Genomic DNA, 26985 nt, shown 5'->3' on the forward strand with positions numbered 1-26985 from the left:
TTTTATCCTTATTTCTGGGGAGTAACCCGTGGTTTGAAGGAGTCACATATATTGGCGAACTTCTTGGGAAATTCCATTTCCAGTTTTTCAATAATTTCCTCTTCAATCTCAGGACTCTTCTTTACAGAAACTGAGAATGAATCAGAAGAGAGATTCACATTAATAATCTCTTCCCCAATACTGAACTCCATGGGAATTGATTTGCCCTCATCCAGAGTTTGAACCATATCCTCCAAGATTTCATCACTTATCTTAAGCAATTTAGTTCCCTGAGGAGTGTAAGTTTCCCTAGAAGTCTCTATTTTTTTAATTTTAAATGGAGCGCATCCTTCAGTTCTGGCAGCCTTCCGGTTAGTCCAGAATATGGCCACCATCACTTTCCTCTCATTATCCATACCACTTTCAAATTCCAATGATTTCATATTCACACCTCTAAGCCCCTTTTTTTTGCAATAGTTCTATGCACACGTTTTTTTCCTCTATTCAAACAGAATTGTTTCTACATCTCTTTGATCTTTCGGGCCATTTCCTGCCCCATCTGGTAACATTTATCCAGTTCATCACCGCTAGGGACGTAATTAACCTCGTAAGTGTCTATAACTTCGAATCCACATTTAGCAAGGGTTTCAGCAACCTTCACTGCACCTTTACCGCTCCACCCTTTGGAACCGAAGGTGGTGGCCAGTCTTTTAATTCCAGTACGCTGGAAGCTCAGTCCTTCCAGATAGTAAAGCAGATCTCCAACACTGGGGTATGGTCCGTTGAAAAGAGTTGGAATTCCCACCAGAAGCGCTTTACTGTCCAGAATATCATTCACCATTTCACTCCTTTCATCATCATGCAGGAAGTACATGGCCACATCCACTCCTTCACTCATTAGTCCCTCAGCCAGGGCATGGGCCATCATACGGGTAGAGTAATGCATGGTGTCATAGATGATGGTGGCTTTGTCTTTGCACTGACCAGTAGCCCAGTTACTGTAAGCAGTGATAATTTTTAGGGGATCAGTCCAGATCTGACCGTGTGAAGGGGCGATCATTTTAATCTTTTCCAGTAAACCAAGTTCTTTAACTTCTTCCAACTTGCGCATAACCAGCATGGAAGCGGGTGTAACCAGGTTGGCATAGAATTTCTGCGCAGCATTCATCAACACATATTCTGGTATTTCATGATCATATCTTTCCCTGAAACAGAGATGCTGCCCAAAGGCATCATTAGAAAATAGGATTCCCTCATCTAACAGGAGAGTGAACATACTGTCCGGCCAGTGAAGCATTTTAGCATCTAAAAAGGCCAGAGTCCTACCTCCCACTTCCATTGTATCACCAGTTTTCACTGGACGGAATTCAGCTCCTTCCAGTCCAGGGTAATGCTGTTTCAAGCCATTAATTGCCACCTGACTGCAATATATAGGGGCTTCTGGGAATCGTTTATGAATTTCTACAAGAGAGCCACTATGGTCACGTTCAACATGATTTTGAACTATAACATCTATTTTTAAATTTCTTCCTTCCTTCTGGAAGGCGTCCTCCACTCTACCCCATAACTGGGCTGAAGAACCAGGGTAAGTATTATCGATTATGGCCACTTCATCTTCGCCAAAAACTAAATAAGCATTATAAGTTGTCCCCTTCAGGGTGTAACCATGATAGTTTCGAATATCCCAATCCATAACTCCAATCCAGTACACTCCATCACCAATTTTAACAGAATCTGCTTTCATAAAAACCCTCCAAAGTAATCGCTTTTGAATAAAGTCTTATTTACTATATTTACTTGGTTTCATATATTTTTTATCCCGGACAGTTCGGATTATAATGAAATGCATTAAATCATCACTCCCTTTTAAGCAAATAATTATCCATAATCTAGTTATTCTTCCAAAACTTTGATTTTAAAAAATTATAGTTTCCGTGCGTAAAATTTTGAAATTAGACATATTAAGATGGAATAATCATAATAAAGGTGGGGGTTATGTTTTATAATAGAAAAAAATTTATTTTAATGTTTATGGTAACATTTCCAAATCCAGTGAAATCTCCAAGGCATGGAAGGATTAGAAAGTATTCCAGTCACGGGATAATAAGGATTTATTAAGAATATTAAGAATTTATGATGGTTAGAATTGAAATATTATCGGTCCATTTTCAAGGAGTTTAGGTGAGTTAATAGTAGCAATCGCAACCTTAAAATACCATCAAAACTAATAATAACTGGGCTAGGCCGGAGGGTCAGGGGTCCTCTGTAAGCGCACATCCCCTATATGGCGCGGTTGAAGTTCAAGGGGCGGCATTTCGAATGGTTGCTGGCCCAGGATATTAGTGTAGAAACCTCGTCCCGCAGGATCAGTGGTGGCAGGGTCCCGGCTGGAGGGCCGGGGTAAACTGTCTTAACTGGGGGAACGGGTCAGGTCTGGAAAGAAGCAGCTCTACTTCAGACAGCTGATGCTTGCGGACTCGCGGGGTGGAGCTGAGATTCTGGATCACCAGTTTCCAGGAGAACTGTCCACCCTTGAACATGCCCACTTCAAACTTTAATGAAAATTTAGATCAAAAGATATAATCAAAACTTGATTTGGTTTATGATGTTAGAAGTGATTTTAAGATAAATTTATGAAGATTTAGGTGAAATACTTGTGATAAGACATAAAAATTAAATCTTTAAATAGTAGATTAAACAATCATTTGATCACCACTTTTTGGAAAATAAAACTTTTTTAATATTAAATAAATTTATTAAAAAAATAAATAGACTAAATAAACCATTGCAGGGGTGGCCCAGCCTGGTACGGCGTGGGACTGCTAATCCCATGATCCTTTGGATCTCGCGGGTTCAAATCCCGTCCCCTGCGCTTTCATTTTCACAATCCATCATCACCAGATTACTAAAAAATTTTTGTAAAATTTTTGTTTCACTCACTTCCCATATTCTTCAATTATTTCTCGGGCAATGATTTGGGATGACACCATTACCATGGGAACCCCAATACCAGGATGTGTGTATTGACCGGAATAATAAAGATTCCTGACTTTTTTACTCCTATGTGCCGGTCTCCAGAGAGCAGTCTGCCTTAAAGTATGGGTTAAGCCAAAAGCAGTTCCTTTATATGCATTGTATCGTTCTTTAAAATCGTTGATAGCGAATAATTTTTTCACTAAAATGTGTTCCCTTATATTTACTCCAATTTTACTTTCCAGGTCATCCAGGATCTTATTGTAGAGGTTTTTCCTTAAATCAGAATTATCTTCCATACCTGGAGCCAGTGGTATCAGGATGTAAATAGTATCAGAACCTTCAGGAGCAGCAGTTTCATCAGTTTTTGACGGTACGTTAACGTAATATGATGGATGCTGCGGCCACTCGGCTTTTTCAGGATCGAAGATATAATCAAAACCAGTTTCCCAGTCTTTATTCAAAAAAAGGTTGTGGTGTAAGAGTTTATCCACCTTAAAATCCACTCCTAGATAAACCACCATTGCAGAAGGTGAAATAACTCTATCTTCCCAATATTTCTGATTATAACTCTGATAAACAGGATCTAACAGTTCCAGCTCTGCATAAGGATAATCCGTGGTGACTATAACTAGATCAGGTTCATAGGTTCCTTGGGAGCTAATAACTTTTTTAACCACATTCTCATTAATCTCTAATTTTTTCACCGGTTCATTAAATTTGAATTCCACCCCTAATGATTCACCCAGTTCATATAATGAACTAACCACTTTCCTCATCCCTCCTTCCGGATAAAAGACTCCCATGGCCAGATCTGCATGGGATACCAGGTGGTAAAAGGAAGGAGTGTTTTTAGGAGCCCCGCCCAGAAATCCAATGGCATACTTTAAAATCTTCCGGGCTTCATCACTCTCAAATTGTTTGTTGATATAATCCTCAAGATTCTCCCATAAATGCAGTTTATATGATTTGATAAGTAATTTTCCATTTAAAAGATCCAGAACGGATTTATAGTCTTTATAGAGCATTTCTTCAATGGAAAATTCATATAACTCTTTTGAGGATTCCAGGTACTCTTTCAACTTCTCCCCACCATGAGGTTCAAAGCTGTCAAAAAGCTGGTAATTTTTTTCCACGTCCGCTCTAAGATCGAAGACTTCTTCATCATAGATAAATATCCGGTAGGATGGATCCAGTTTCTCCAGCTTGAAAAAATCTTCAGCCTTCTTCCCAAATTCATGGTAGAATTTTTCATAAACATCAGGCATCAAATACCATGATGGTCCCATATCAAAATAAAAACCATCTTTACTGTAAACACTCGCCCTTCCACCAGGTCCTTCATTTTTTTCCAGAACAGTTACCTTAAAACCATCTCTAGCCAGTAATGCACCAGCCGAAAGTCCTCCAAATCCCGCTCCAACCACGGTAACATTTTTCATTACACATCACTCCTTTATAGTTCACAACATCATAACAAATTTTCCGAATAAATCCATTTATGAACAATATCTTGGGAAAGGGGAGATTCAATCAATGATTACCTTAATTTTAGGGTATATGGAGTTCAATGCAGGAATAAAAGCTTATAAACCACCAGTGCAGTGAACAGTAAACCTCCCAAAGCGGTGTTAACATAGGGCAGATACCAGTAGAGATCATCAATACTCAGATCCCTTTTAATGAGGAGTAAAAGGGGGAATAAGGGGTAAAGGAATACTAAAAAGCTAATGGGGAAAAAATGGGTTAGATAAACAACTATGAATGACAGTCCCATCCAGAATATCAAGCATAATAGGAGGGAGGGTCGCATCCCTATGAAGACAGGAGTGGTATTGATCCCTGCCTTTCGGTCGTATTCTATATCAGGAATAGCAGAAAAGATGTGCATGGCAGATATGTGCATAAAAGCACCTAACATATAAATAAGGGGTGGAACAGTATGTGATGCCAGATAGTAGGCAAATATGCCCGGCATTATGTAAAGGTAATTAGATGAAAAATCCAGAAAAGGTTTGTCCTTAAAGCGCAGAGGGGGTGCACTGTAGAAATAGGATAAAAATAGGAAACCGGCAAATATTATTCTTTCCAAGTTATCCTGAAAAAGCATTAAAACCAGGCTCAAACCTGCAACTGTAATAATAATATTTAAAAGTCTTTTCCGCTCATCAGACAATACTCTGTGTTCTTTTTCATCCTTTTTGGGGTTTAATTTATCTGTTTCTTCATCCCAGTAGTCATTAACTCCGTAGATGAAGATATTGGCTGGGAAAAAGAAATAGAAAAGGTAAATATAATATTCAGGTCTTAGAAAATCTCCGAAAACACTGAATCCCAGAGCATAACCCACAACATAGGTTCCTCCGGTGTATATCCAGAAACGGAACCTGGATATTTTAAAAATAAATTTTAAGAGATTCATCTGGCATCCAGATCCCATATTATTTCGATTGAAAAATGGTTTTAATTACTAGCTAGAAACCATTTATCCATCATCATTTTTCCTGTTTAGTAATATGTGATGATATGATTCAATTTAAACCTAATCTTATTGAGTTACCGAAAATATTGGACACGATTTTAGGGGCAGATGGTTTAACTTTTCTCTGGTATACCACGAAGGGATCCTTTGCTATCTGCTGGGCAGTCCAGTTGTACATATCTGAAGCAGTTTTTATGGGAATCAGGTAACGGTAGGGAATGTATTTGAAACCTTCCTCCGCTACTTGCTGCCAGGATTGATAAGTTTTTAACTGTTTACGTACGAATCCTCGGAATCCATCAGGATTGACAGCTGCATCCTTTTCTTCCAGACTTTTTAGGTTGAATTCTTCCAGATCATTCTGGGGGAAATAGGTTCTTCCCAGTTCCAAATCTTCAGCTATATCCCTGATGAAGTTAATGTATTGCATGGCACGACCCAAGTGTCGGGCAGCAGGGAATGATTCTTCAGGCAAATCCATTATCCGGGCCATGAAAAGTCCCACCACCTCTGATGAACCGTAAAGATATGTTTGAAGTTCATCAAGGTCTTTATATGTGGATTTGGTGATGTCCATGGCCATGGATTCCAGGAATGCCTCAACCCATTCATTTTCAAATCTTTTACGACGGGCCAGTTTCACAAATGAATCAGCTACTACATCACCAGTTTCCTCACCTTCCAGGGCCTGGTAGTAACGGTCACGGAACTGATAGAATCCCTCACTGTCTTGGGGGATCTGATCCACATAGTCATCAGCCTTCCTAAGGAAGCTGTAAAGTATGAAAACGTCTCTTTTTACCCTTTTAGGGAAAAAGATAGTGCTGTAGTAATAGGTTTTACTACCTTTTTTAAATATGGAGTATATGGTTTTATTTATCCGGTTATTTTGTTTTTTCATATATTTTCAACCGTATCTATCATTTATTTCCTGGGCAACAATTTCAGAGGATATTAAGGTCATAGGGACCCCGATTCCAGGGTGGGTGAATTGCCCGGAGTAGTATAGGTTTTCAACCTTCTTGCTTTTATGTGCCGGTCTAAAAAGTGCGGTTTGCATCAGAGTGTGGGATAATCCCAGCGCAGTTCCCTTGTAGGCATTGTAACGATCTTTGAAGTCTTCCAGGGCGAATATACGTTTAACCACGATATGATCCCGTATGTTCTCCTGAGTTTTAGCCTCCAGATCATCCAAAATCTTATTGTAGAGTGCCTCACGTTTTTCAGTGGTGTCCTTTATTCCTGGAGGTAAGGGGATCAGTATGAATAGTGTATCTGAACCTGGTGGAGCAGCAGTTTTATCAGTTTTTGAGGGTATGTTCACGTAATATGATGGATTTTCAGGCCAATCAGCCTTTTCAGGGTCAAAAAGTGTGTCGAAACCTTCAGCCCAGTCTTTCTCCAGGAACAGATTATGGTGCACCAGGCTTTCCATCTCCCGGTCAATCCCCACATAGGCCACCAGTGCTGAGGGTGCTAAAACTCTCTTCTCCCAGTAATCCTCATCGTAAGTCCGATTTTCTTTAGTGAGAAGATCCAGTTCTGAATGAGCATAATCAGCATTCATAATAACGATATCTGGTTCGTAAACTCCCTCACTGGTTATTACTCGTTTAACATTTTTTTCATGAACTTCTAAAAGTTCCACTGGTTCATTGAACCTGAATTCAGCCCCATAGGACTGGGCCAGTTCCATCATGGTACGGGCCACTTCCCTCATACCTCCCTGAGGATACCAAACCCCCAGGGTGAGATCAATATGGGACATGATATGGTAAAGAGAGGGAGTCTTCTGGGGTGAGCTTCCCAGGAATCCTATGGAGTACTGGACAATTTTACGTGCTTCATCACTGGAAAACTTCCGGTTTACAAAGTGTTCCAGATTTTCAAGAATGTTCATCCGGATTCCGGCCAGTAACATTTTACCATTTAAAAAGTCCAGTATGGAAGTGTAATCACGGTAGAGCATTTCTTTAACTGAGTGATCGTAAAGTTCCTCAGCAGAAGCAAGGTATTCTTTAAGTTTTTCAGCTCCACCTTCCTCCAGACTGTCGAATAATTCATAGTTCTTCTCCAGATCAGAGGCAACATCCACCACTTTGGTGTCATCAAAGAAAACCCGGTAGGACGGGTCCAGCTTGTCAAGTTGAAATAAATCCTCTGGCTTTTTATGGAAATTGGCATAGAAATGTTGAAAAACATCAGGCATCAAGTACCAAGAGGGCCCCATATCAAAATAAAAACCTTTCTCACTGTAAACACTCGCCCTTCCACCAGGTCCTTCATTCTTTTCAATGACAGTGACCTCATATCCATCTTTGGCCAGCAGAGCAGCTGCAGAAAGCCCCCCAAATCCAGCCCCCACTATTAAAACTTTCATGATATCATCGGATTATTTTTTTCTATTTTAAAATATTATACTTTAATGTCAATAACTACATTATGTTCATTTATTCTATATATTAATTATCATATACGAATTGTTCGTACGCTAATTGATGGCTAAACATTTAATAAATATGACGAATAAGAATAAACATTGAAAAATATCTTATAATCATAAATCTTCAAATCTCATGCTGAAAAATAGTTTTTCACAAATATTACATGGTTAAAAGGGGGGGTTAATTTATTAAATGGGCTGAAATCCGCCTAATTATTGATTTAGGTCGTTTTCAATTTTTAGTATTTGGGTTTCTTTGTTTTTCTGCTGGTGCTTTTCTGGCGGTTTTATTCAATGAACCCTTTTCATGGCAAAGATTTATACTAGGATACCTAGTTCTGGGTCTAGCTCATTTATCTGTTTCCTACAGTAATGATTACTGGGATTTTGAAGTGGACCATTTCAACCAGCCCACCCGTTTTACTGGAGGTAGCGGGATTTTAGTGGAAAATCCAGAACTAAGGCCTTTTGCCAAAAGATTTTCCATATTTTTAATTTTGTCATCGCTTTTACTGGCTTTAATCTTCGCGTTAATTTATTCTTCCCTCACTTTCCTGGCACTGGCCCTATTGGGAAGTGCTCTGGCCTGGTACTATTCGGCTCCCCCTCTGAAATTATCCTACAAGGGATTAGGTGAGATTTCAACCATATTAAGTGGATTTATTTTACCAACATTTGGTTATGTGGCTATGACAGGTTATATAGACTTGAAAATAGTCCTTTTTGCCATACCATTCATGATTTATATGTTATTTTTTATTTTAAGTGTGGAAATACCTGATATGGAAGGAGATAAAAAAGGGAACAAAAATACGTTTATTGTTAAAAAGGGGAGAAAAACTGGCTTCATCTTAATAGGTTTATCCGGAGTTTTAGGGACATTATCCCTGTTTTTTTTATCATATTCCGGAATTTATTCACAGATAACATTCAAGATGATTATAATGGCCTCATTAATACCTTTAATTGTTGGTTTAAACGCTCTAATCAGGCGCACAGACATAAAGGATGCTGCGACCCGTCTTGTCAATCTAAATATTCCTGCCCTGGTAATTTTCATCCTACTTTTAGATATTTATTTTCTAAGTCTTATTCTTAACATTAAAATGTTATTTTAAGTTTAATGAAACTTGTGGAATTCTAATAAAACTAAAGGATTTATAGAATTTAAACAGAAATTCTAATCAGAATTCGCGTTCTTTAGTCTGAAATCTCCAATTCTACCCTCTGTTTCTTTCAGGATCAAAATCAAGAAGATCATACCTATGACGCTGGGAACCCATAACTGACGGTAGAAGCAGACTGCTGTCCAGAAACACATAATCAAAAAAAGGCTTGACACCATTGCTGGAGGTTTATAACTTTTTAGTTCATTTTTTAAAATTAATAATCCTATTAAAGCTGCTATAGCTCCGGTGAGTATCCAACCCAGGAAATTCTGCAGAGGAACTCCATAAAAAATACTGGTATGTTCATACACCCAGAAATTAAGGGAAACAGCAGCCGGATCCAAAACCAGATCAACCACCAGGACCAAAAAAGCAGTGGCTAATATTATTTTAAGATTTTCACTCCATCTTTTTGAGGCCAGATAAATACATCCCAAAAATAGGGGCACATAAGCAAAAGGTACGGTAAAAGGAGTGTAACCAAAAATTTTCATGCCAATCATATCAGTATAATGGAAAGGGGAGTAGGGGAAGCCAGTGATGATGGCAAAGGTTTCAATGGAAAAGGCGTAAATGCTTAAAATGATAATGGTGATTAATCCCTTTTTCCATCCCAGCCACAGTATAACAGAGGCAAAACAGGGAATGGATAGGAATATTATGAACATAACAGAAATAATGGACATTCCAGGACTTATTTCAACGTTAGACGTGAAGAAAGCAGCAATAACCAGGATTAGAGCTGTAATCCACAAATACCTAGAATAATCCCCCACCATAACTTCACCCTGATTTCACAAATTCTTTGTTACAAATAAACTTACATCAACCAATAGAATTAAACTTTTCTCTTTAAATTAATATTCAATGTTTTTTTTACATCCTAAACTTCAACATCCTAAACCATCCTCAGTTGAAATCTTGATGAGAATTCCAACAACTATCTACTTTCAACTTCGGAAAAAGAAGGTTTTAAAGTGATAGGGGGTTTTGAGGTATTCGCCAAAAAAATTTGAATAAATTTGTCTTTTCGGAGAAAAAAGGATAATAAACGAATTTGAAATTTTGATGAAAGTCAAAAATCCACTAACTTTCCAGTCCCGAATAGAGAAAAATTTATTATGATATAAAAAGCTATTTTAATTTATGATAACTCCCTTGGGCCAGAACAAAAACCCGGATATTAAACGTTTGAGGGAAATTCTGGGTGTGATGGCCAAATATCGCTTTGGAAATACACTGGTTAAATTAGGTATTCGAAGTGGATTCAGCATACCCACCATACTTTCCAGGGGTGAAGATGATGAACTGGACAGCACTGCTCCTGAAAGATTCAGAATGGTCCTTCAGGAGTTGGGAACAACTTTCATTAAACTGGGACAGGTTTTAAGCACACGCCCTGACTTGGTGGGTAAAGACATTGCTGATGAACTAACCAAACTGCAGGATAAACTACCTCCAGTCTCTTTTGAATCAATTAGGAGTGTGGTGGAAGCTGATCTGGATCTTCCCCTGGAAGAAATATTCATTGATTTTGATGAAGAGCCCATAGCATCCGCATCCATTGCTCAGGTTCACCGTGCCAGACTTCCTGATGGACGAGATGTGGCTGTGAAGGTGAAAAAACAGGGGATAACCAAACTCATAGAACAGGATATAGCCATAATGCGTTACCTGGCCAATCAGGCTGATAAGAGAATAGGAACCCTTAAATATTACAATCTCCCTGGTATTGTGGATGAATTTGAGAGGGTAATTTTTAAGGAGCTAGATTTTTCCCAGGAAGCACGCAACATAGAACGATTCAGGTCCATGTTTGAGGATGACCCTCGTATCTCAGCCCCGGAAGTCTTTCGTGAGTATTCCACCAGCCGAGTGCTCACTATGGAATACATCGATGGGGTGAAGATTAGTGAAGCCCTGGAATCTGACCTGAAAGTGGATGGCAAGATTATTGCAGAGTTAGGTACTGAATGCTACTTTAAACAGATATTTGAATTTGGATTCTTTCATGCTGATCCTCACCCGGGTAACATCATGGTTTTACCGGGTAACAAATTATGTTTTGTAGATTTTGGAATGACTGGAAACCTGGAGCGAGATTTCCGGGAAAACCTGGCTGAACTTTTCATATTTACGGTTAAATATGATGTGCGGGGTATGATAAACCAGATGATGTACATGCGCCTGGTTGATGATGACACTGACCTGGAAACACTACGCTACGATCTAATGGATCTACTAGACCGTTTTTACGGGGCACAAATTCAGGATGTGGGAGGTATGATCAACGAGTTCAGCATGCCCGGAGTGATGGTTAAAAATAAAATAAAACTACCCAGGGATTTCATCTTACTGGGAAGAGTACTCAGCATGGCTGAAGACCTGGGAAGAAGACTAAACCCAGAATTCAATGGAATTGAGGTCGCCCAACCCCTAATTAGAAAGATGATCGCCCGTCGCATGAACCCCCTTCGCCTGGCAGATTACCAGACAAGATACCTTTTTGAACTGGAACACCTTTTCAAAGATCTTCCAGAGACCATCAACCGCATTTTCCTCCGGTTTGAAGATGGTAAAATCAAAATGGAAATAGAACACAAAGAACTTGATGAATTTTCAGCTCATCTGGAAACCATAACCAACCGTGTGGCCCTGGCCATGATTGTGTCTTCCTTAATCATAGGATCCTCCCTTATCTTACAAACCGATAAGGGCATGCCCATGCCAGGACTAGGATTTTCAACCATTGGCATTATCATATTCCTTATTGGAGCATCACTAGCTATAGCACTGGTAATATCATTTATCCGGCGATTATAACTCCATGATTAATAACATCTCTGATAATTAGGAATCTTAATCGAAATAGATTTAATATAAATAATTTTTTATGAGTTTTCATATACTATAAATTACACGGGGCTGCAAGGAGTGTTATATTATCTTGAAATATTATATGGTCTGTTATTAACCCTTTTTTTAAGTATAGTGCTGGGATTGTTACTGGGCAGCCCTGGATCTTATGCTGGTTTTATTTTATCCACTATTCTGGTAGGATATCGTGTGGGAGATGAAATTGCCCTGGGAGCCATCCACGGGGCACTGGTAGGCATGTCCACAGGAATTATCTTCGCGGTGGCAATGATTATAATGGCTAATTATCAGGGAGGGATTGGAACTAACATGATGGAAATGGGAGTTCTGGCAATAATTATAGGCATAATGCTGGATGGGATTATAGGATCAGTGGGGGGCTCTATAGGCTCCTACATAAGGGATAGAATTTTGTTAATTTAGGATTTAGCAAATAATTAACTCAGTAAACCAGGTATACATCCAGAGATCATTTAATTCAAAAGGTCATATCCTATAGCAATCTTAATATACCTTAATCATTTCTGGAATAATTTCTAGTATAAAATGATCATTTTTTCAGGATATGAGGAAATTTTTATAGAAAATTTTATATTTTTTTCTTATCAAAAGTTTAAATGACTCAAGAATGAGGTTGTGAGAAAAATGCGTAGAAAAGATAGTTTAGAAGAAATGAAGGAAGTAGTTAAGGATATGTTGGAAGATACTGCTCGAACAGTTGATAAAATTCGCTTCGACATCGAAAAATCCGTGGTAGACTACACATTCCTGCCAGGTAAGGATATTATAGAAACTGATGACAGTATAATCGTGAATATTGTACTTCCAGGTATCAAGAAAGAAGATATTAATCTCAAACTCACCGAGACCAAACTAAAGGTTAAAGCCAAATTCGACTTTGAACACAAAATGGGTGGAAGCTATGTAACTTTATCAGACCGTAAAAGCGGTTACATACGCCGAACTGTCCGATTACCCAAAAAAGTCATAGCCGAAGAAGCTAAAGCCAAATACGAGAACGGTATACTCAAGGTGGAAATTCCCAAACAAGAAAAAGAGGAAGGAACTGAGATAACCATAGAATAAAACTTTCTATCAAACATTTTTTTTAGCAGTGGGTGTGAAAAATATGTTTTTTTTTTTTATTCATACCCAATTATTTTGTAATTCATTACCATCCTCATATCTGATGTTCAAAATTAATCAAATAAAGATTTTGAAACGATTTTCAAACCATTGAAGCGTCCTGAATTCTTCTTCTAATAATAACTGGGTTTCTTAAATTTTATTCTTATAAGTAAGTAGTATTCACATATTTTTTTTAATTAAATTTGATTGCTGTTCGTTCAAAAATTGGTTTACATTACATTTTAATTAATACCAAGCTAAGGGACAAAATTGAGTTTAAGAACCTAAAGATTCATTAGATAACTTTTATTGAATAAATCTATTTGATTGATCTCAAATTATTATCCTAATATGTTAATTTTGAGTAATAATGTTATTGGTTAAAATCAACTTTTGAAGAAATTAGTAACTTTAGAACTAATTAGTAATATACATAGTTTTAATAAATTTGAATACAAAAAATATATTATCTGCCAAAATGATTAGACTGATTAAATCAGAAATCATAGGGCAGTTTAATTAAGTATTTGCATTAAAAATGTAAAGGGGGGTGAAAATATTGGAGAAAAATAACCTAAAATCCAAAAAATTTCTTTTCTTCGCAGTATTAACCATTGTTCTAACACTAAGCTTAGGTACGGTATCTGCAGCCAACATTGATGTAAACCCTGGTGATAGTATCCAAAGTGCTGTTGACTCTGCAGTTGATGGAGATACTATTATAGTACACGATAATGCCGGATCAGCGTACACTTACAATGAAAATATCAAAATAAAGGATATAAATGGTCTTAGCATCATATCCGATGGTACGGTAATTGTTAGTGCTACTGGAGGATCTGCAAAGAACGACAAACCTGTATTCCAAGTGGATAAGAAAGCAGATAATATTGTAATCAATGGTTTCAGCATTACTGGTGCAACCAAATCTTCTGGTGTAGAAGTTAAAAACAAAGACAGCACATCCATCTTTATAATAAATAACCTCATTTATGGCAATGAAGTCGGTGTAACAATTAAAGATGGTACAGCAACCATCAAGGACAACAAAATTTACGGTAACAAGAAGAATGGTGTAAATCTTGAGAAAAAGGAGGCCAGTGCTGAAATAACTAATAACAAAATCTATGACAATGGAGAAAACGGTATAAACGTGCAAAGTGGTAAAGCTACCATCAAGGACAACGAAATTTTCGGTAACAAGAAGAAGAATGGTGTAAATGTTGATGGAAAGGAGGCCAGTGCTGAAATAACTAATAACAAAATCTATGACAATGGAGAAAACGGTATAAACGTGAAAGATGGTACAGCAACTATATTGTACAACGATATTTACAGTAACACCAAAGACGGTATTAAAGTTGAGAAAAAGAAAGCAGATGATAAAATAATTGGAAACAACATTCATAACAATGGAAAAAACGGGATCAATGTTAAAGATGCCAATCCAGTCATATCCCACAACAGAATCGTTGGTAACACTGAATATGGGATCCTCTGGGATAGTGATGCGAATGGAGTTGCCATAAACAACTGGTGGGGAGATAACAGCGGACCAGCATTACCAAATGATGTAAATGTTAAAAAGAAAGGGACACTTGACGTCACAAAATGGTTGGTTCTAAAAATTTATGCCAATCCCACATCTATAATGGTTGGCCAATCATCCACCATAACTGCTGATTTAACCTACAACAACTTCGATGAACTAACGTATCTCGCACCTGATTTCTACCACGTGCCCAATAACATACCTGTAGTATTCAATACAGATATAGGGATACTGGGAAGTACAACCATAACCAAATACACACTGAATGGAATCGCCACTGCATCCTTACTGGGAAACATACCAGGCATAGCACATGTAACTGCAACTGTGGACCGCTATACAACTTCACCACATGCAATAGTTAACATATTAGCAGCTTCATCTGAAACAGTAAACGCAGCCGGCACAATTGGAATGCAACCTACCGGACTACCATTAGGACTACTGGCACTTGCCGTTCTACTGATAATAGGTGGAATCTTTCCTCTTCGAAAATAAACATTCCCTTTTTCTTTTTTTTTATTAATCCTAATACCAGAATATCTCTAGTTTTTCAGAAATTCCCTCCAGATTTATATGCTTTGAAATATAGCTCCATGAAATTTCTTTAAGGGTGATGTTAATTGAAGAATGAATACTCTCAACAGTCCCTGAACCTATAAATTCTGGTTATCTTGAATGACAAAAACCAACCATGAAGTTACATTAACGTTGGTGATTCTTAATTTTTGCTTAATTTTTGATTGAGTACTTATAATAGATTTTTTTTGGATTTATGAATGCTCCAAACTGTGATAAATGGAAATAAGATATAATTAATTGCATTTTTCCAATATAAATTCATGAATTTTTCATTTTTTCAATAGCTCTTCCCAGCCTCTTCATTCCCTCTACGATTTCATCCTCACTGCAGTTGGAAAAATTCAATCTCAGGGTATTAGTTTCAGGATTATCGGTGTAGAAAGCCTCACCTGGAACAAAAGCCACTTTTTCTTCAAGAGCTATTTCAAACAACTCCAGGGAGGACATACCATCAGGTAGGGTGACCCAGAGGAACATCCCTCCCTCGGGTTCTGTGTGTTCAACCCCACTGGGCAGGAATTCTTTGATGCAATCCACCATCTGGTCTCTCTGTGACTTGTAAAGCTGCCTTATCTTCTGAATATGGCTGTCAACATCGTTGTCAGAGAGATACTGATGAACCACCCTCTGGGTGAAATAGTTAGAGTGGAGGACTGAAGCCTGTTTAGCAGTTACCAGTTTATCCATAATCTCTGGAGGAGCTACAATCCACCCCATCCTCATCCCAGGAGAAACGATTTTGGAGAATGTCCCGAAAAGTATGGAGTCTGCTAGTTGAGATTTAATAGGGGGCAGTTCTTCACCCATGAAGCGAATATCACCGTAAGGATTGTCCTCAACCAGGATGGTGTTGTTTTCCTCTAAGATTTCAGCAACTTCCCGTCTTTTCTCCTTGGAATAGCTTATACCAGTGGGGTTCTGGAAACTGGTTACACTGTAGAACATTTTAATATCTTCAGATTCAAGCAATTCCCTCAATACCTTGGTGTCGGCTCCATCCTCAAGTAGAGCAACAGAATGGAAATCTGGTTCGTATAGACCAAAAGCCTGTATTGCCGCTAGATAGGTGGGTCTTTCCATTATCACCCCATCACCACGGTCTATGAAAATTTTTCCCACCAAGTCCAGGCACTGCTGGGATCCATTGGTGATCAGGATATCATCAGCACCCACCTCTAAGCCCTGTTTGTGGTATCGCTGGGCTATGAGTTCTCTTAAAGGGCCATAACCCTCGGTGGTGCTGTACTGGAGGACCTTATCTCCCTCCTCATCTAAAACCTTGGAAGTGGCCTTTTTAATCTCCTCTACAGGGAAGGTTAAGGGGTTGGGCAGGCCTCCAGCAAAGGAGATCATATCCGGGTCTTCGGTAACCTTCAGAGTCTCTCTGACAAAGGATCGGGGTATGTTATTCATGCGACGGGCAAAAGGGTAATTCATAAAAAATTCCTCAAAAACAATTCAATCTTTTTCCTATTAAATCTGGTTCATATTCCTTAAATATCTTCCTTATTTTGCATTTAGTCCTATTTTCCATTTAGAATTAATAAGTTTTCAATTTTAGCTATGGATGAATAAATGTCATATTCATCACCCATCTTATTATGGTTTTTTACTACCATACCTGCGCACATGTTTCCAGGCATCATGATATTTCTCAAAACCTTCTTTATGGGTGTACATGGATGAATCTCCACGATTAAACACACCACGATCGTCACCCACCGGGCAGACTTTAATACAGATACCACACGGTGAGGAGTACTGTTTTCTGAGTTTTCTGATGCGCCTGGCGCACTTCATCTTATTTATCAGAGGTGGGAAATCATTCACTGCTGCCAATTCATCTTCCAGGAGTATGGTTTCACCTTTAGATAGATCTACTTTCCCTGGTGATGTTTTATTTTGTATGGCTTTCACTGGACATGAATCTGCACAGGAAAGGCATCTGGTGCACAAGTCGTCTCCAGGGATGGGATCAGCCTCTATGTTGGCTGTGGTGAATATGGATGTAAAACGCACCCTGGGGCCGAATTTTGGGGTGAGAAGGATGTTATTCAGCCCAAATGATCCTAAACCCGCCAGGTATGCGGCATGTTTATGGGAGAAAAATGATAAGGGTTTTTCCAGTAGTACTTCTATGTCACCGTAACCATCTCTTGGTAGACTAATGGAAGGATAGCCTTTCCCAGTAAGGTAATTGGCAATTTCATATGCTTTCACATCCAGAAGGATGTTAATTGTTCGGTAATGTTCATGATAATAGATGGAGGGTGCTGTTTCTACAATGGGAAGTTGCACAGGTAAACCAATCACAATCACGGTTCTGGCTTCTGGATAGATGGATTGTGGCCAGAAATCAGAGGGGATCCAGTTTTGAAATTGTTGTGGAAGTTTATCTGGTGGATTCTCCCACCTGTCCACTGGGGCGAAACCCACCATAGATATTCCCAATTCATGACATCTATTTCTGATTTGGTTTTTAAGAGTTAGGGGTTCTTTTGATTTCATGAAAATCAATATCCGAAACCTTTTAGAAACAATTTTTTTTAAGGGGGGGGTCTCAATTATTTCAAACATCCATATTATTATATTGGCAAGGATAGTGCATAAAAATTATGGAAAAATTGAATTTTCATAATTTCTAATTAGACCTTTCACGTTTCAAGTGGATGATTTCTCGATCTATGAAATATACTTCCTTTCTCTATGTGAATTCACCCATTTCAGCCCCTCGAACCAGAATATACTCACAGAACCGGCTAGCAGGCACAGTAATATTTCCTGCAGGTTCAAGGGACTGAACTGAAAGAGCTGCTGCAGGGGTGGGAAGTAGAGTACCATTCCCAGGAACAACAAAGCACCCCCTAAAACCCACCACAGGGCAGTGTTAGGTGAATTGATGGTTTCTAGGATGGTGAGGGACCAGGAACGATTGGTCATGATCAAAGCTAGATTGGCGAAGATGAGGGTGGTGAAGCTTAGGGTGCGGGCTAGCTCTTCTCCTTGACTATTGAGAGTGAATATGTAAATTCCCATTACTATAAAAAGAACCACAACACCCTGCAAAATACTCATCCCAATGGTTCCCCTGTTGAATAATGCTTCCTTTGAACTCCGTGGAGGCTTTTTCATCACATTCTTTTCAGCAGGCTCTGCTTCAAAGACAATGGAACACGCAGGGTCAATTATAAGTTCCAGAAACACGATCTGCACAGGGAAAAGGACCAGGGGTAACTGGAATAACACGGGGAAAAATGACATTCCTATAATGGGAACATGCACTGCGAAGATGTAGGCGGTGGCCTTTTTAAGGTTATCATAGATGCGGCGGCCCATCTTCACCGCGGATACAATGGATGAGAAATCATCCTCCAGTAAAACCAGGGATGAAGCTTCTCTGGCCACATCAGTACCTCTCCCACCCATACTTATTCCTATCTGGGCTGATTTAAGGGCAGGAGCATCATTAACACCATCCCCAGTCATGGCTACAGTTTCTCCATTGGATTTGAAGGCTTCCACCAGGCGCAGTTTCATCTCTGGAACCATACGGGCGAAGATATTCACATCTTTAACCCTTTCTCGGAGAGTCTCATCATCCATTTCTTCCAGTTCGGGACCTGTTATAACTTTATCTGGTTCTTTAAGCCCTATTTTCTCTGCTATGTTACGAGCAGTACCTGGGTAGTCGCCTGTGATCATCACCACCCTGATTCCTGCCTGGTAACACTCCTCCACTGCCTGTGGAACCTCTTCACGCACAGGATCCTGGAATCCTACCAGTCCCAAAAATTCGAAGTTAAAATCATGCTGCTTACCTGGCAGATCAACTTTTTTAAAGTGAGCCCGGGCCACTCCTATTATCCTCAAACCTTCGCTGGCCATTAATGATATGTTTTCTGATAACTGGGCAAGCTCAGCAGGTTTTAAATGGCAAAGATCCGCTACCGCCTCAGGAGCTCCCTTGGCAGCGATTATGTAATCCTCACCATCCGGGGATTGCCAAACATGGGACATGGCCAGTAATTCCTGGGATAAGGGGTACTCCTGCACCAGTTGCCAGTCTTCATGTAAATGTTCAGTTTCCCTGAGGGTGTAATCTCCCAATTCCTTAATGGATTTCTCCATGGGGTCAAAAGGATCTCTTTGACTGGCCAGGATACTGAATTCAATGAGTTCATGGAATTTCTCAGGTAATTGATCCGTTCTTTCAGGATTTATGCTGAGAAAATCATCTCCGGCAAAGATTTTACCCACTCTCATCTGGTTTAGGGTGAGAGTGCCAGTTTTATCTACACAGAGGACGGTGGTGGATCCCAACGCCTGGATGGCATGGGAACGCCGGGTTAGCACGTTTTTATGGGATATTCTCCAGGCTCCCAGTGCTAGGAAGATGGTTAAAACCACAGGGAATTCCTCAGGGAGAATGGCCATGGCCAGGGTTATACCAGCTAGAAAACCGTTAAGCCAGTCCAGGCGAGTAAACCCGTAGATAATCACCACCGCAGCGCATAAAACAGCACCCACTAGGGCCATGTTACGCACCAGGATACGGGTTTCTTTTTGGAGAGAGGTGTCTTCTGTTTCCAGGGTTTGCAGGCGTTTTCCAATTCGACCCATTTCTGTGTTCAGACCGGTGGATATTACTCGGGCTACTCCCTGTCCCTGTACTACTAGGGTTCCAGAGTACACTGAAGGTAGTCCATCACCTCCCGGAGGATGCATATCCATCACCCCTCCACACTGCACTTTACGCACTGGAACCGATTCACCGGTTAGCAGGGATTCGTTTATAAGGAGATTGCCACAGGATAACATAACCGCATCAGCTGGGACTCGGTCACCTTCCTTGAGCATTATGATATCATCGGTGACCACTTCTCTACCTGCAATCCTCTTCTGTTTCCCGTCACGTATAACCAGGGCCCGGGGACTGGACAGATCCCGCAGAGCTTCCAGGGTACGTTCAGTTTTGCGTTCCTGGTAGAAGGTGATACCCATGATCACGAAAACAAAGCCCAGGAGCATCAAAGCCTCCTGCAGATCTCCTAAAATAAGGTAAATTGCACCACATGCAATTAAAAGGAGGAACATGGGTTCACGGATCACTTCAAATATTATGGCTAGAACCGATCTTTTATCTCTTGAGGGGAGCTCGTTGTATCCCTCTTTTTCTATTTTCAGGGCAGCTTCCTCCTCAGAAAGCCCTATAATATTTTCGAGATCCATTTCTTCTGCCAAGTTCCCACTTCCTTTATTAGAAATTGTAATAGTAATTGTAATGAAAATAATTATTATTGGGAGTTAAATTAGTTAATCGTAGAATTGATTAAGATATGAGAGGACCTATATTTATCTTTTTCCCTAAATAAAGTGTTAGGAGGTCCTAATCAATAAATAAATTGTTAGGTTTATCTAATATGGGATAGAGTTGCCTAAATTTAACAGAATTGAAAAAAATGTCAGATTAAGGAGGATCTGTCTATTTTTTTGGTTAAAAAAATAGGATAAATTGGGTAAAAAAGGAATTATTTTAAGGATTTCACGTAATCCAGGGACTCCAACCGGTCCATGGCTTCTTCAAGATCTTCAAAGGAAGTTGCATAGGATATTCTAAAGTGCCCTGCACCGTACTGGCCGAAAGCAGTTCCTGGAACCAGCACCACATTTTTTTTAAGGGCTTCATCCACCAGTTTTTCTGGATTATCAACTGGGGGGAAGACGTAGAATGCTCCTTCTGGTTTTCGACAGTCTATTCCCATAACTTGCAGTCTTTCTACCACCAGGTCTCTCCTTCTTTTGAACTCCTCTACCATTTCTCTCACACTATCTTGGGGTCCCTGCACAGCTCTTAGAGCGGCTTTCTGAGAAATGGAAGTGGCACAGGTGACAGTGTACTGGTGAACTTTTAAGATTTCTTCGGTTAATTCAGGGGGTGAAGCCAGGTATCCGATACGAAACCCAGTCATGGCATAGGTTTTGGAGAATCCATTAATAGTTATCACATTATCCGAAAAACGGGCCAGACTGTAATGCTTATTAGTGTAGATGATCTTTTCGTAGATCTCATCAGAAATTATTATCAAGTTGTGGTCATCAGCAATATCTGCCAAACCCTTAACATCTTCCTTTAAAAGCACACCACCTGTGGGGTTGCCTGGTGAATTAACAATGATAGCCTTGGTACTGGGGTTTACCAGTTCCAGCACTTCTTCTGGTTTCATACGGAAATCATTCTCATCTTTAAGATGTGCAGGGATTGATCTACCTCCAGATATTTTCACGCAAGCATCATAGGCTACAAAACCAGGATCAGGGATTATAACTTCATCTCCCTCCTCAACAAGTGCATGGGCACAGGAATATAATGCGCCACTGGCCCCAGTGGTAATAATTATGTTTTCAGGGGATGTTTTTATGTGGTTTTCACGCTGTAATTTATGGGCTAAAGCTTCACGCAGCTCAAAAATCCCCATGTTGCCAGTGTAATGGGTAAAACCCTCATTCAGGGCTTCCTTAACTGCTTCACGGATGTGGGATGGGGTGTCAAAGTCTGGTTCTCCCAGTGCCAGGTTGATGGAGTCTTCTCCCACCAGATCGAACATTTTCCTTATTCCAGACAAATCTATTGATTGAACTCGTTTTGCTGGTTTCATAAATATCTTATCCTATTTGTCTATATTAGTAGTTAGATTTATTGATTAGCTGAATATTTACTATGATGAGTATGTTAAAATCTAATCGGATTGTGAGAATTTTTACAAGTATTGAATGTTTCAAGTATTTAATTATTAATTTCAATTTTAAATATCATTTAATCCTATTTGAATGTTGTTTAACAGCCAGCACCGCAATTATAACAACCAAAAGTTTCACACCAAGGTGTTAAATCACCGTTTAAAGCTTTTTCGTATTCGTTTAAGAGAAATTCATCAGTTACCCCCACATCAATGAGGTGCCAGGGAAGTTCATCATTTACACTCCTCTTAGGAATGAATTTTTTCCACCTTCCAAGGGGGACTTTTCTATAGGATGATTCTTCGATAAGATTGCCTAAATCTGCATCTCCCACTGACAAAACATATTGTATAAGGGCTGTTTTCGGGCTTTCCACTTTAAAATGTCGATTTTTAAATTGTTTTTTAAGGAAGTTTACCTTTCCCTTTATTTCATTGTAATTAAATTCCGCCCACTGGAAGGGTGTGTGTGGTTTTGGTATGAATGGGTTGATACTTATTCGCAGGGAACTGGAGTGCGGTGCCATATCTTGCAGATCCCTAATCAGATTCAGCATATCTTTCAGGTCTTGTTCTGTTTCTGTGGGGAGTCCGGTGAGGAAGTATAGCTTGACATTCATTTTATTTTCAAAAGCAGTTTTAATTGCACTCTTGACATTGTCATCAGTTAGGGCTTTGTTGACTACTTTCCTCAGCCTCCAAATTGATTCAGGGGCAATGGTAATGGTTTTAAGCCCGCTACGCTTTAATATCCCCAGGAGATTGGTGGATACAGATTCAATCCGCAGTGAAGGTGTGGTAACTTGAAAACCCCTCTCCATAAGCTCATAACACAGCCTTTCAATATGTTGGTGATCAGATACTGCCGCACCAATAAGGGCAATTTTATTTAACCCGGTGGACTTACGGCCTTCTTCAGCAGTTTTAAGTAGGAGTCTAAGATCAACTTCTCTCCTGGGACGGTAAAGGCATCCTGCCATGCAGAAACGACAACCCCTGGCACATCCCCGGGAAACCTCCAGGAGGAAAGATTTCCCAAAGGCAGGGATCAATTCTTTATTATCTGTTTCTGGGAATACCTGTCTTAACGGGCGCCAGGCATCCTTCATATTTTCTACAGTAACCAGTTTGGCTTTATTTCCCTGCATTTTCCCCGGGACAAAAATGCCTTCCACTTCCCTGAAATGGTCTAAATTCTGGCGAGGATTATCCATTTCTTTTAAAATTTTCAGAAAATCGGGAAAAATGGGTTCAGCTTCACCCAGAAAGAATAGGTCAATGAAAGGGCTCATGGGAAGAGGGTTGGAACTGGCACAGGGCCCCCCAGCAATTACCAGGGGATCTTCTAAAGACCGGTCCATGCTCCGTACTTTCAAACCTCCCTGCCTCAGCATTTCCAGCACATGATGATAATCCTGCTCATACTGCAGTGAGAAACTAACCACATCAAAGTCTTTTAAGGGCGAACCAGTCTCCAGGCTTTTACCATAAGGATAAACCACCCTTTCACAGTAGATATTATCATAATGGTTCAGGTAATCGTAGATAATGTGAAAACCCATCGAGGACATGGCACTGCGGTAGAGATTGGGATAACACGAGGCAAAACGCATTTCCACCTTAAGGGGATCTTTTACCACCACATTATGTTCCAGGAGCATAGTTATTATTATATCTTCTTTTAAATATAATCAGGATATCTAAATAACCTAAAAGATAAACCTTATCCCCATAAAAATAGACCGTAATATGTCTAAACCCGTAATATGTCTAAACTATACAACAGGTTACTATCAAATTAATCCAGATCAGTTAACTTAACTAGATGAATTCGATCTTTAAATTAATTATCCTTACCTGAATGGTCCTTAATTAATATTAAAGCATCCAATATTTCCATGTTTTATAAAAGAATCTATTCAATATTTTTAAATATCTAATGCATTATTCAGGATTAATTATATGAAAAGCAAACAATATGAGAAAGTGGCAGTGGGGGGCACCTTCGACAAATTCCATGAAGGTCACCGATTACTAATTGAAAAGGCATTTGAAATAGGAGATCAGGTGTTGATTGGAGTCACTTCCGATGAATTCGGAGGTTTGAAGGGAGAAATCGAACCATGCAACATACGCATGTCCAACTTAAATGCCCATCTTAAAAATCGATCAAACTACCTCTTATCCCGTCTTGAAGAACCCTACGGTCCCACAGTAGATGATGAATCCATAGATGCCATAGTGGTAAGTCCAGAAACTGAACCTACTGCGCTTAAAATCAACCAGATACGGAAGGAGAAGGGAATGAAACCATTGGATATAGTAACCATTGGCATGGTTTTAGCCCAGGATGGAAAACCAATATCATCTACCAGAATAAGGAAAGGAGAAATTGATCCCCTTGGCAAGATAATCAAAACTAATGCTTGATTGGTTAAAAATTACTACCTTATATAAATTAAATTCATTTAATTAGGTAGTGAAGAATGAGAGATCGGCAGGTATAGGCTGCTACCCGAATAATTTATGATTTGTTACTGGAACATAAATAATTATCAGAAATAAATTTTTCAAATAGTTTTAGAATAATTTTAAGAACCAGGAAGCTACTTAAAATTGATATTGAATAATATGGAAAAGCACTCTTTTTATAGGGGGGATGGTGTTTTTTTTGATTAAAATCAACTCTCGAATCTCTAAAACTAATCAAAAAAGCATTCTATACCTCTTATTATTCGCCTTGCTGGTGATTTACATTACCTACTCCTGTATTCTTATTAGTTTAAATATGGGGCCAATATGGGATACCTATGATTTACTGGCGGATGCAGCATTATTTTCTGGAAAAAGCATAGGTTATTACGACCTCATAAGACCCCCAGTACTGCCAATTCTAACTTCATTATACTTCCTAGTGAATGACCTGGCAATATGGCCCATCATGCTAATAGATGGTGTGATTTTTATTTCAGGCTCCATTGGCCTATATCTGTTATTCAGATTACGCTTTAATGATTTAAACAGTTTCATAGGTGCTTTATTATTTGTTTCATTTCCCATCACCCTCACATTCATTGCCAGAGGTCTTACAGACTTACCCAGCATATCTATTGCCATATGGGGGGGTTTATTCACGGTAATGGCGGTAAAAAAGGATAGTAAATTCTTTTATTTAGCATTCTCTATTTTAACAATTGCCTTTTTCACCCGGTTTTCCACAGCTTTAATGATATTCCCAATAATCCTGTACATTTTAATCAATAAAGATGAGATCAAACCCAAGAAAGATATTCTAACTGGATTTTTAATATCTCTTCTAATTATTTCCTCCTTTGCAATATTTCTCTACCTGAACTTTGCAAACCCCTTCCACGTATTTCTTGATTTTTTCCATAGCAGTTCTTCCTCGCTTGCAAATAATGCCGCTTCTTCCATGGTTTTCTGTTACAACACTGACTTTTTCTATTACGCAAAGATTATCCCACAATGGACCTGGCCAGAAGGATTATTTGTATTAATATTCATTATATTGGGGATAATTTCATTTTCATATGGAAAAATTAAAAATAGAAAGATAATTAAAGAATCTAAGAATGATATAACATATAAAGAAGCTGTATTAACTGCAAAACACGGCAAAATGAAACTTTTTCTCTCTATATTATGGTTTGCACTGTTTGTTTTGACACTGCAATGCGTTCATTACATGATAAGTGAATTACTATTTCTATGTTTTTTATTCTGCCTTTATGAATTACTTAAAAACTTCAAATTCAAAAATTTAGACTTTGATTTCTTATTTTTTTCCTGGTTCATGGCTTTTTTCATATTCCACAGTGTTTATGTGATAAAAGACTTCAGGTACCTCCTGTCAATGACCCCACCAATTGCCTACTTCCTTATGCGAGGATTTACCTTATCAACTTCTCAATTCAAATCCAGTATTAAAAAAAGGAACACGAAACAAATATCTGGCCTGATACTCATAATATTAACATTGGTTTCTATCTTTGCATATTTACCCACCATCCCTGAGGAGAACGTTTATTTAAAGGAAATGAATGAAAATTCCCTAGAACTTAGCGCCTGGCTGGTGAATTATGACCCTGAATATAAAGCAAAGGTCATATATTCTGATTACTGGCCCTACACTGCCTGGGATTTAAAGCGAAATATCAGTAAAATGCCCAGTTTCAGAAACAACCAGGTACTCTACACCGGAGCTCAAGATTACCATTTTACCATAGAGGATATGATAGCATACAACAGCGAATTGGATGCTCATCAAGCGGATTATTACTTCTCACGCCGGGAAGGCTTGAATTTAACCAATTATAAGCTGATCAAACAGTCAGGAGACTTTAAATTGTATGAAAGAATTAAATAATTAAAATGTGTTATTAACATACCTTTCCAGTTCTATCATCCAATCAAGGTTTTTATATAGATTCAATGTTAAGTAATGATTAGAGGAGTATTTATTTAGTTTTAAGGATTTATGAGATAAAAAGGAGTAAATATATGAAGGTTATAGTTGGTTCCAAAAATCCGGTGAAGTTGAAGGCTACCCGGAATGTGCTGGAAAATATTTATTCACAGCTTTCAGTGGAAGCTAAGGATGTTGATTCTGGTGTTCCGGACCAGCCCATAGGATTGGAAATAACTGTTCAGGGGGCTATTAACCGTGCTAAGAATGCATACTCCAGGGAAGTTGACCTTTCAGTGGGAATTGAGTCCGGTTTACTGGAAGTACCCCACAGCATAACTGGTTACCTGGATCTGCAGTGGTGTGCCATCTATGACGGGGATAAATCAACACTGGGAGTTAGTGCTGGTTTTGAATACCCTCCCCTGGTGGTTGAAGAGGTACTCTCTGGTAAAGAAGTGGGTGAAGTTATGGATCAGGTGACTGGTGTAGACCGGTTGGGGCAAAAGAAAGGAGCTGTGAGCCACCTCACCAGGGGACTTCTGGATCGAACAGGCAACACTGAGCAGTGTGTGTTGATGGCTATGATTCCCAGGATGAATGAGGGGGTTTATTTCTAACAAATAACAAATTTTTC

Annotated in this window: 20 protein-coding genes, 1 tRNA gene and 1 other RNA gene; 10 read left to right on the plus strand and 12 right to left on the minus strand. The window is 39.1% G+C overall.

Annotated elements, in window-relative coordinates; genetic code table 11:
* Positions 1–8 precede the first annotated feature (8 nt).
* Together HVN35_05340 and HVN35_05345 are read right to left on the minus strand one after the other, a co-directional pair.
* Entirely contained in the window at positions 9–422 is a 414-nt protein-coding gene (locus HVN35_05340; protein NYB51963.1) for a hypothetical protein, read from the minus strand.
* Positions 423–499: 77 nt separating this feature from the next.
* A complete protein-coding gene (locus tag HVN35_05345) occupies positions 500–1723 on the minus strand; it encodes an FprA family A-type flavoprotein (protein ID NYB51964.1) in 1224 nt (407 codons plus the stop codon).
* 488 nt (positions 1724–2211) lie between these two features.
* Here HVN35_05345 and ffs point away from each other — a divergent pair.
* Both ffs and HVN35_05355 read left to right on the plus strand, forming a co-directional pair.
* Positions 2212–2527, plus strand: an RNA gene (gene ffs, locus HVN35_05350) — signal recognition particle sRNA.
* A 239-nt stretch (positions 2528–2766) separates the two neighbouring features.
* Positions 2767–2851 (plus strand) — tRNA-Ser (locus tag HVN35_05355).
* A gap of 64 nt (positions 2852–2915) precedes the next feature.
* Here HVN35_05355 and crtI (HVN35_05360) read toward each other — a convergent pair.
* From crtI (HVN35_05360) to crtI (HVN35_05375), 4 genes are all read right to left on the minus strand, one after another.
* On the minus strand, positions 2916–4394 hold the full coding sequence (gene crtI, locus HVN35_05360; protein ID NYB51965.1) for a phytoene desaturase: 1479 nt from the start codon (positions 4392–4394) through the stop codon (positions 2916–2918).
* 125 nt (positions 4395–4519) lie between these two features.
* Complete coding sequence (locus tag HVN35_05365) at positions 4520–5374, minus strand: prenyltransferase (protein ID NYB51966.1); 855 nt, start codon at positions 5372–5374, stop codon at positions 4520–4522.
* Between the two features lie 109 nt (positions 5375–5483).
* Positions 5484–6335, minus strand: a complete 852-nt coding sequence (locus HVN35_05370) for a phytoene/squalene synthase family protein (protein ID NYB51967.1) — start codon at positions 6333–6335, stop codon at positions 5484–5486.
* 6 nt (positions 6336–6341) lie between these two features.
* Positions 6342–7814, minus strand: coding sequence for a phytoene desaturase (gene crtI / locus HVN35_05375; protein NYB51968.1), 1473 nt, complete (start codon positions 7812–7814; stop codon positions 6342–6344).
* Positions 7815–8065: 251 nt separating this feature from the next.
* Here crtI (HVN35_05375) and HVN35_05380 point away from each other — a divergent pair, with 251 nt between their 5' ends.
* Positions 8066–8995, plus strand: a complete 930-nt coding sequence (locus tag HVN35_05380) for a prenyltransferase (GenBank protein ID NYB51969.1) — start codon at positions 8066–8068, stop codon at positions 8993–8995.
* Between the two features lie 62 nt (positions 8996–9057).
* Here the strand turns inward: HVN35_05380 and HVN35_05385 are convergent, their stop codons facing one another.
* Complete coding sequence (locus HVN35_05385) at positions 9058–9825, minus strand: carotenoid biosynthesis protein (GenBank protein ID NYB51970.1); 768 nt, start codon at positions 9823–9825, stop codon at positions 9058–9060.
* Positions 9826–10192: 367 nt separating this feature from the next.
* Here HVN35_05385 and HVN35_05390 point away from each other — a divergent pair, with 367 nt between their 5' ends.
* The 4 genes from HVN35_05390 to HVN35_05405 all read left to right on the plus strand — a co-directional run bounded on the left by HVN35_05390 (position 10193) and on the right by HVN35_05405 (position 15101).
* Entirely contained in the window at positions 10193–11869 is a 1677-nt protein-coding gene (locus HVN35_05390) for an AarF/ABC1/UbiB kinase family protein (GenBank protein NYB51971.1), read from the plus strand.
* A gap of 111 nt (positions 11870–11980) precedes the next feature.
* Positions 11981–12346 (plus strand): DUF5518 domain-containing protein, encoded by a 366-nt coding sequence (locus tag HVN35_05395; GenBank protein ID NYB51972.1) that lies wholly within the window; start codon positions 11981–11983, stop codon positions 12344–12346.
* Positions 12347–12568: 222 nt separating this feature from the next.
* Positions 12569–13009, plus strand: a complete 441-nt coding sequence (locus HVN35_05400) for an Hsp20/alpha crystallin family protein (protein ID NYB51973.1) — start codon at positions 12569–12571, stop codon at positions 13007–13009.
* A 601-nt stretch (positions 13010–13610) separates the two neighbouring features.
* The gene (locus HVN35_05405) at positions 13611–15101 is read left to right on the plus strand and encodes a right-handed parallel beta-helix repeat-containing protein (GenBank protein ID NYB51974.1); all 1491 of its coding nucleotides are present in this window, start codon (positions 13611–13613) and stop codon (positions 15099–15101) included.
* Between the two features lie 342 nt (positions 15102–15443).
* On the opposite strand, the gene HVN35_05410 is transcribed toward HVN35_05405, so the two are convergent.
* The 5 genes from HVN35_05410 to HVN35_05430 all read right to left on the minus strand — a co-directional run bounded on the left by HVN35_05410 (position 15444) and on the right by HVN35_05430 (position 23583).
* Entirely contained in the window at positions 15444–16622 is a 1179-nt protein-coding gene (locus HVN35_05410) for a PLP-dependent aminotransferase family protein (GenBank protein ID NYB51975.1), read from the minus strand.
* 162 nt (positions 16623–16784) lie between these two features.
* Positions 16785–17693 (minus strand): epoxyqueuosine reductase, encoded by a 909-nt coding sequence (locus HVN35_05415; protein NYB51976.1) that lies wholly within the window; start codon positions 17691–17693, stop codon positions 16785–16787.
* Positions 17694–17867: 174 nt separating this feature from the next.
* Positions 17868–20414: a cation-translocating P-type ATPase gene (locus tag HVN35_05420; GenBank protein NYB51977.1), complete on the minus strand. Its 2547-nt coding sequence runs from the start codon at positions 20412–20414 to the stop codon at positions 17868–17870.
* A 299-nt stretch (positions 20415–20713) separates the two neighbouring features.
* Entirely contained in the window at positions 20714–21841 is a 1128-nt protein-coding gene (locus tag HVN35_05425; GenBank protein ID NYB51978.1) for a pyridoxal phosphate-dependent aminotransferase, read from the minus strand.
* Positions 21842–22020: 179 nt separating this feature from the next.
* Positions 22021–23583 (minus strand): radical SAM protein, encoded by a 1563-nt coding sequence (locus HVN35_05430; GenBank protein ID NYB51979.1) that lies wholly within the window; start codon positions 23581–23583, stop codon positions 22021–22023.
* A 301-nt stretch (positions 23584–23884) separates the two neighbouring features.
* Between HVN35_05430 and HVN35_05435 the strand changes: the two genes are divergently transcribed.
* The 3 genes from HVN35_05435 (at position 23885) to yjjX (ending at position 26968) form a co-directional block, all read left to right on the plus strand.
* Positions 23885–24352, plus strand: coding sequence for a phosphopantetheine adenylyltransferase (locus tag HVN35_05435; GenBank protein NYB51980.1), 468 nt, complete (start codon positions 23885–23887; stop codon positions 24350–24352).
* 241 nt (positions 24353–24593) lie between these two features.
* Positions 24594–26309, plus strand: coding sequence for a glycosyltransferase family 39 protein (locus HVN35_05440; protein NYB51981.1), 1716 nt, complete (start codon positions 24594–24596; stop codon positions 26307–26309).
* Positions 26310–26443: 134 nt separating this feature from the next.
* The gene (gene yjjX / locus HVN35_05445; GenBank protein NYB51982.1) at positions 26444–26968 is read left to right on the plus strand and encodes an inosine/xanthosine triphosphatase; all 525 of its coding nucleotides are present in this window, start codon (positions 26444–26446) and stop codon (positions 26966–26968) included.
* The last annotated feature ends 17 nt before the right edge of the window (positions 26969–26985 follow it).

The organism is Methanobacteriaceae archaeon (genome assembly GCA_013403005.1).
Classification (GTDB): Archaea; Methanobacteriota; Methanobacteria; order Methanobacteriales; family Methanobacteriaceae; genus Methanobacterium.

What these genes read in the sequence shown, in the direction of transcription:
- HVN35_05340 (NYB51963.1), bottom strand. Translation starts at nt 422, where the DNA reads ATGAAATCATTGGAATTTGAAAGTGGTATGGATAATGAGAGGAAAGTG.
- HVN35_05345 (NYB51964.1), bottom strand. Translation starts at nt 1,723, where the DNA reads ATGAAAGCAGATTCTGTTAAAATTGGTGATGGAGTGTACTGGATTGGA.
- crtI (NYB51965.1), bottom strand. Translation starts at nt 4,394, where the DNA reads ATGAAAAATGTTACCGTGGTTGGAGCGGGATTTGGAGGACTTTCGGCT.
- HVN35_05365 (NYB51966.1), bottom strand. Translation starts at nt 5,374, where the DNA reads ATGAATCTCTTAAAATTTATTTTTAAAATATCCAGGTTCCGTTTCTGG.
- HVN35_05370 (NYB51967.1), bottom strand. Translation starts at nt 6,335, where the DNA reads ATGAAAAAACAAAATAACCGGATAAATAAAACCATATACTCCATATTT.
- crtI (NYB51968.1), bottom strand. Translation starts at nt 7,814, where the DNA reads ATGAAAGTTTTAATAGTGGGGGCTGGATTTGGGGGGCTTTCTGCAGCT.
- HVN35_05385 (NYB51970.1), bottom strand. Translation starts at nt 9,825, where the DNA reads ATGGTGGGGGATTATTCTAGGTATTTGTGGATTACAGCTCTAATCCTG.
- HVN35_05390 (NYB51971.1), top strand. Translation starts at nt 10,193, where the DNA reads ATGATAACTCCCTTGGGCCAGAACAAAAACCCGGATATTAAACGTTTG.
- HVN35_05400 (NYB51973.1), top strand. Translation starts at nt 12,569, where the DNA reads ATGCGTAGAAAAGATAGTTTAGAAGAAATGAAGGAAGTAGTTAAGGAT.
- HVN35_05410 (NYB51975.1), bottom strand. Translation starts at nt 16,622, where the DNA reads ATGAATTACCCTTTTGCCCGTCGCATGAATAACATACCCCGATCCTTT.
- HVN35_05415 (NYB51976.1), bottom strand. Translation starts at nt 17,693, where the DNA reads ATGAAATCAAAAGAACCCCTAACTCTTAAAAACCAAATCAGAAATAGA.
- HVN35_05420 (NYB51977.1), bottom strand. Translation starts at nt 20,414, where the DNA reads ATGGATCTCGAAAATATTATAGGGCTTTCTGAGGAGGAAGCTGCCCTG.
- HVN35_05425 (NYB51978.1), bottom strand. Translation starts at nt 21,841, where the DNA reads ATGAAACCAGCAAAACGAGTTCAATCAATAGATTTGTCTGGAATAAGG.
- HVN35_05430 (NYB51979.1), bottom strand. Translation starts at nt 23,583, where the DNA reads ATGCTCCTGGAACATAATGTGGTGGTAAAAGATCCCCTTAAGGTGGAA.
- HVN35_05435 (NYB51980.1), top strand. Translation starts at nt 23,885, where the DNA reads ATGAAAAGCAAACAATATGAGAAAGTGGCAGTGGGGGGCACCTTCGAC.
- yjjX (NYB51982.1), top strand. Translation starts at nt 26,444, where the DNA reads ATGAAGGTTATAGTTGGTTCCAAAAATCCGGTGAAGTTGAAGGCTACC.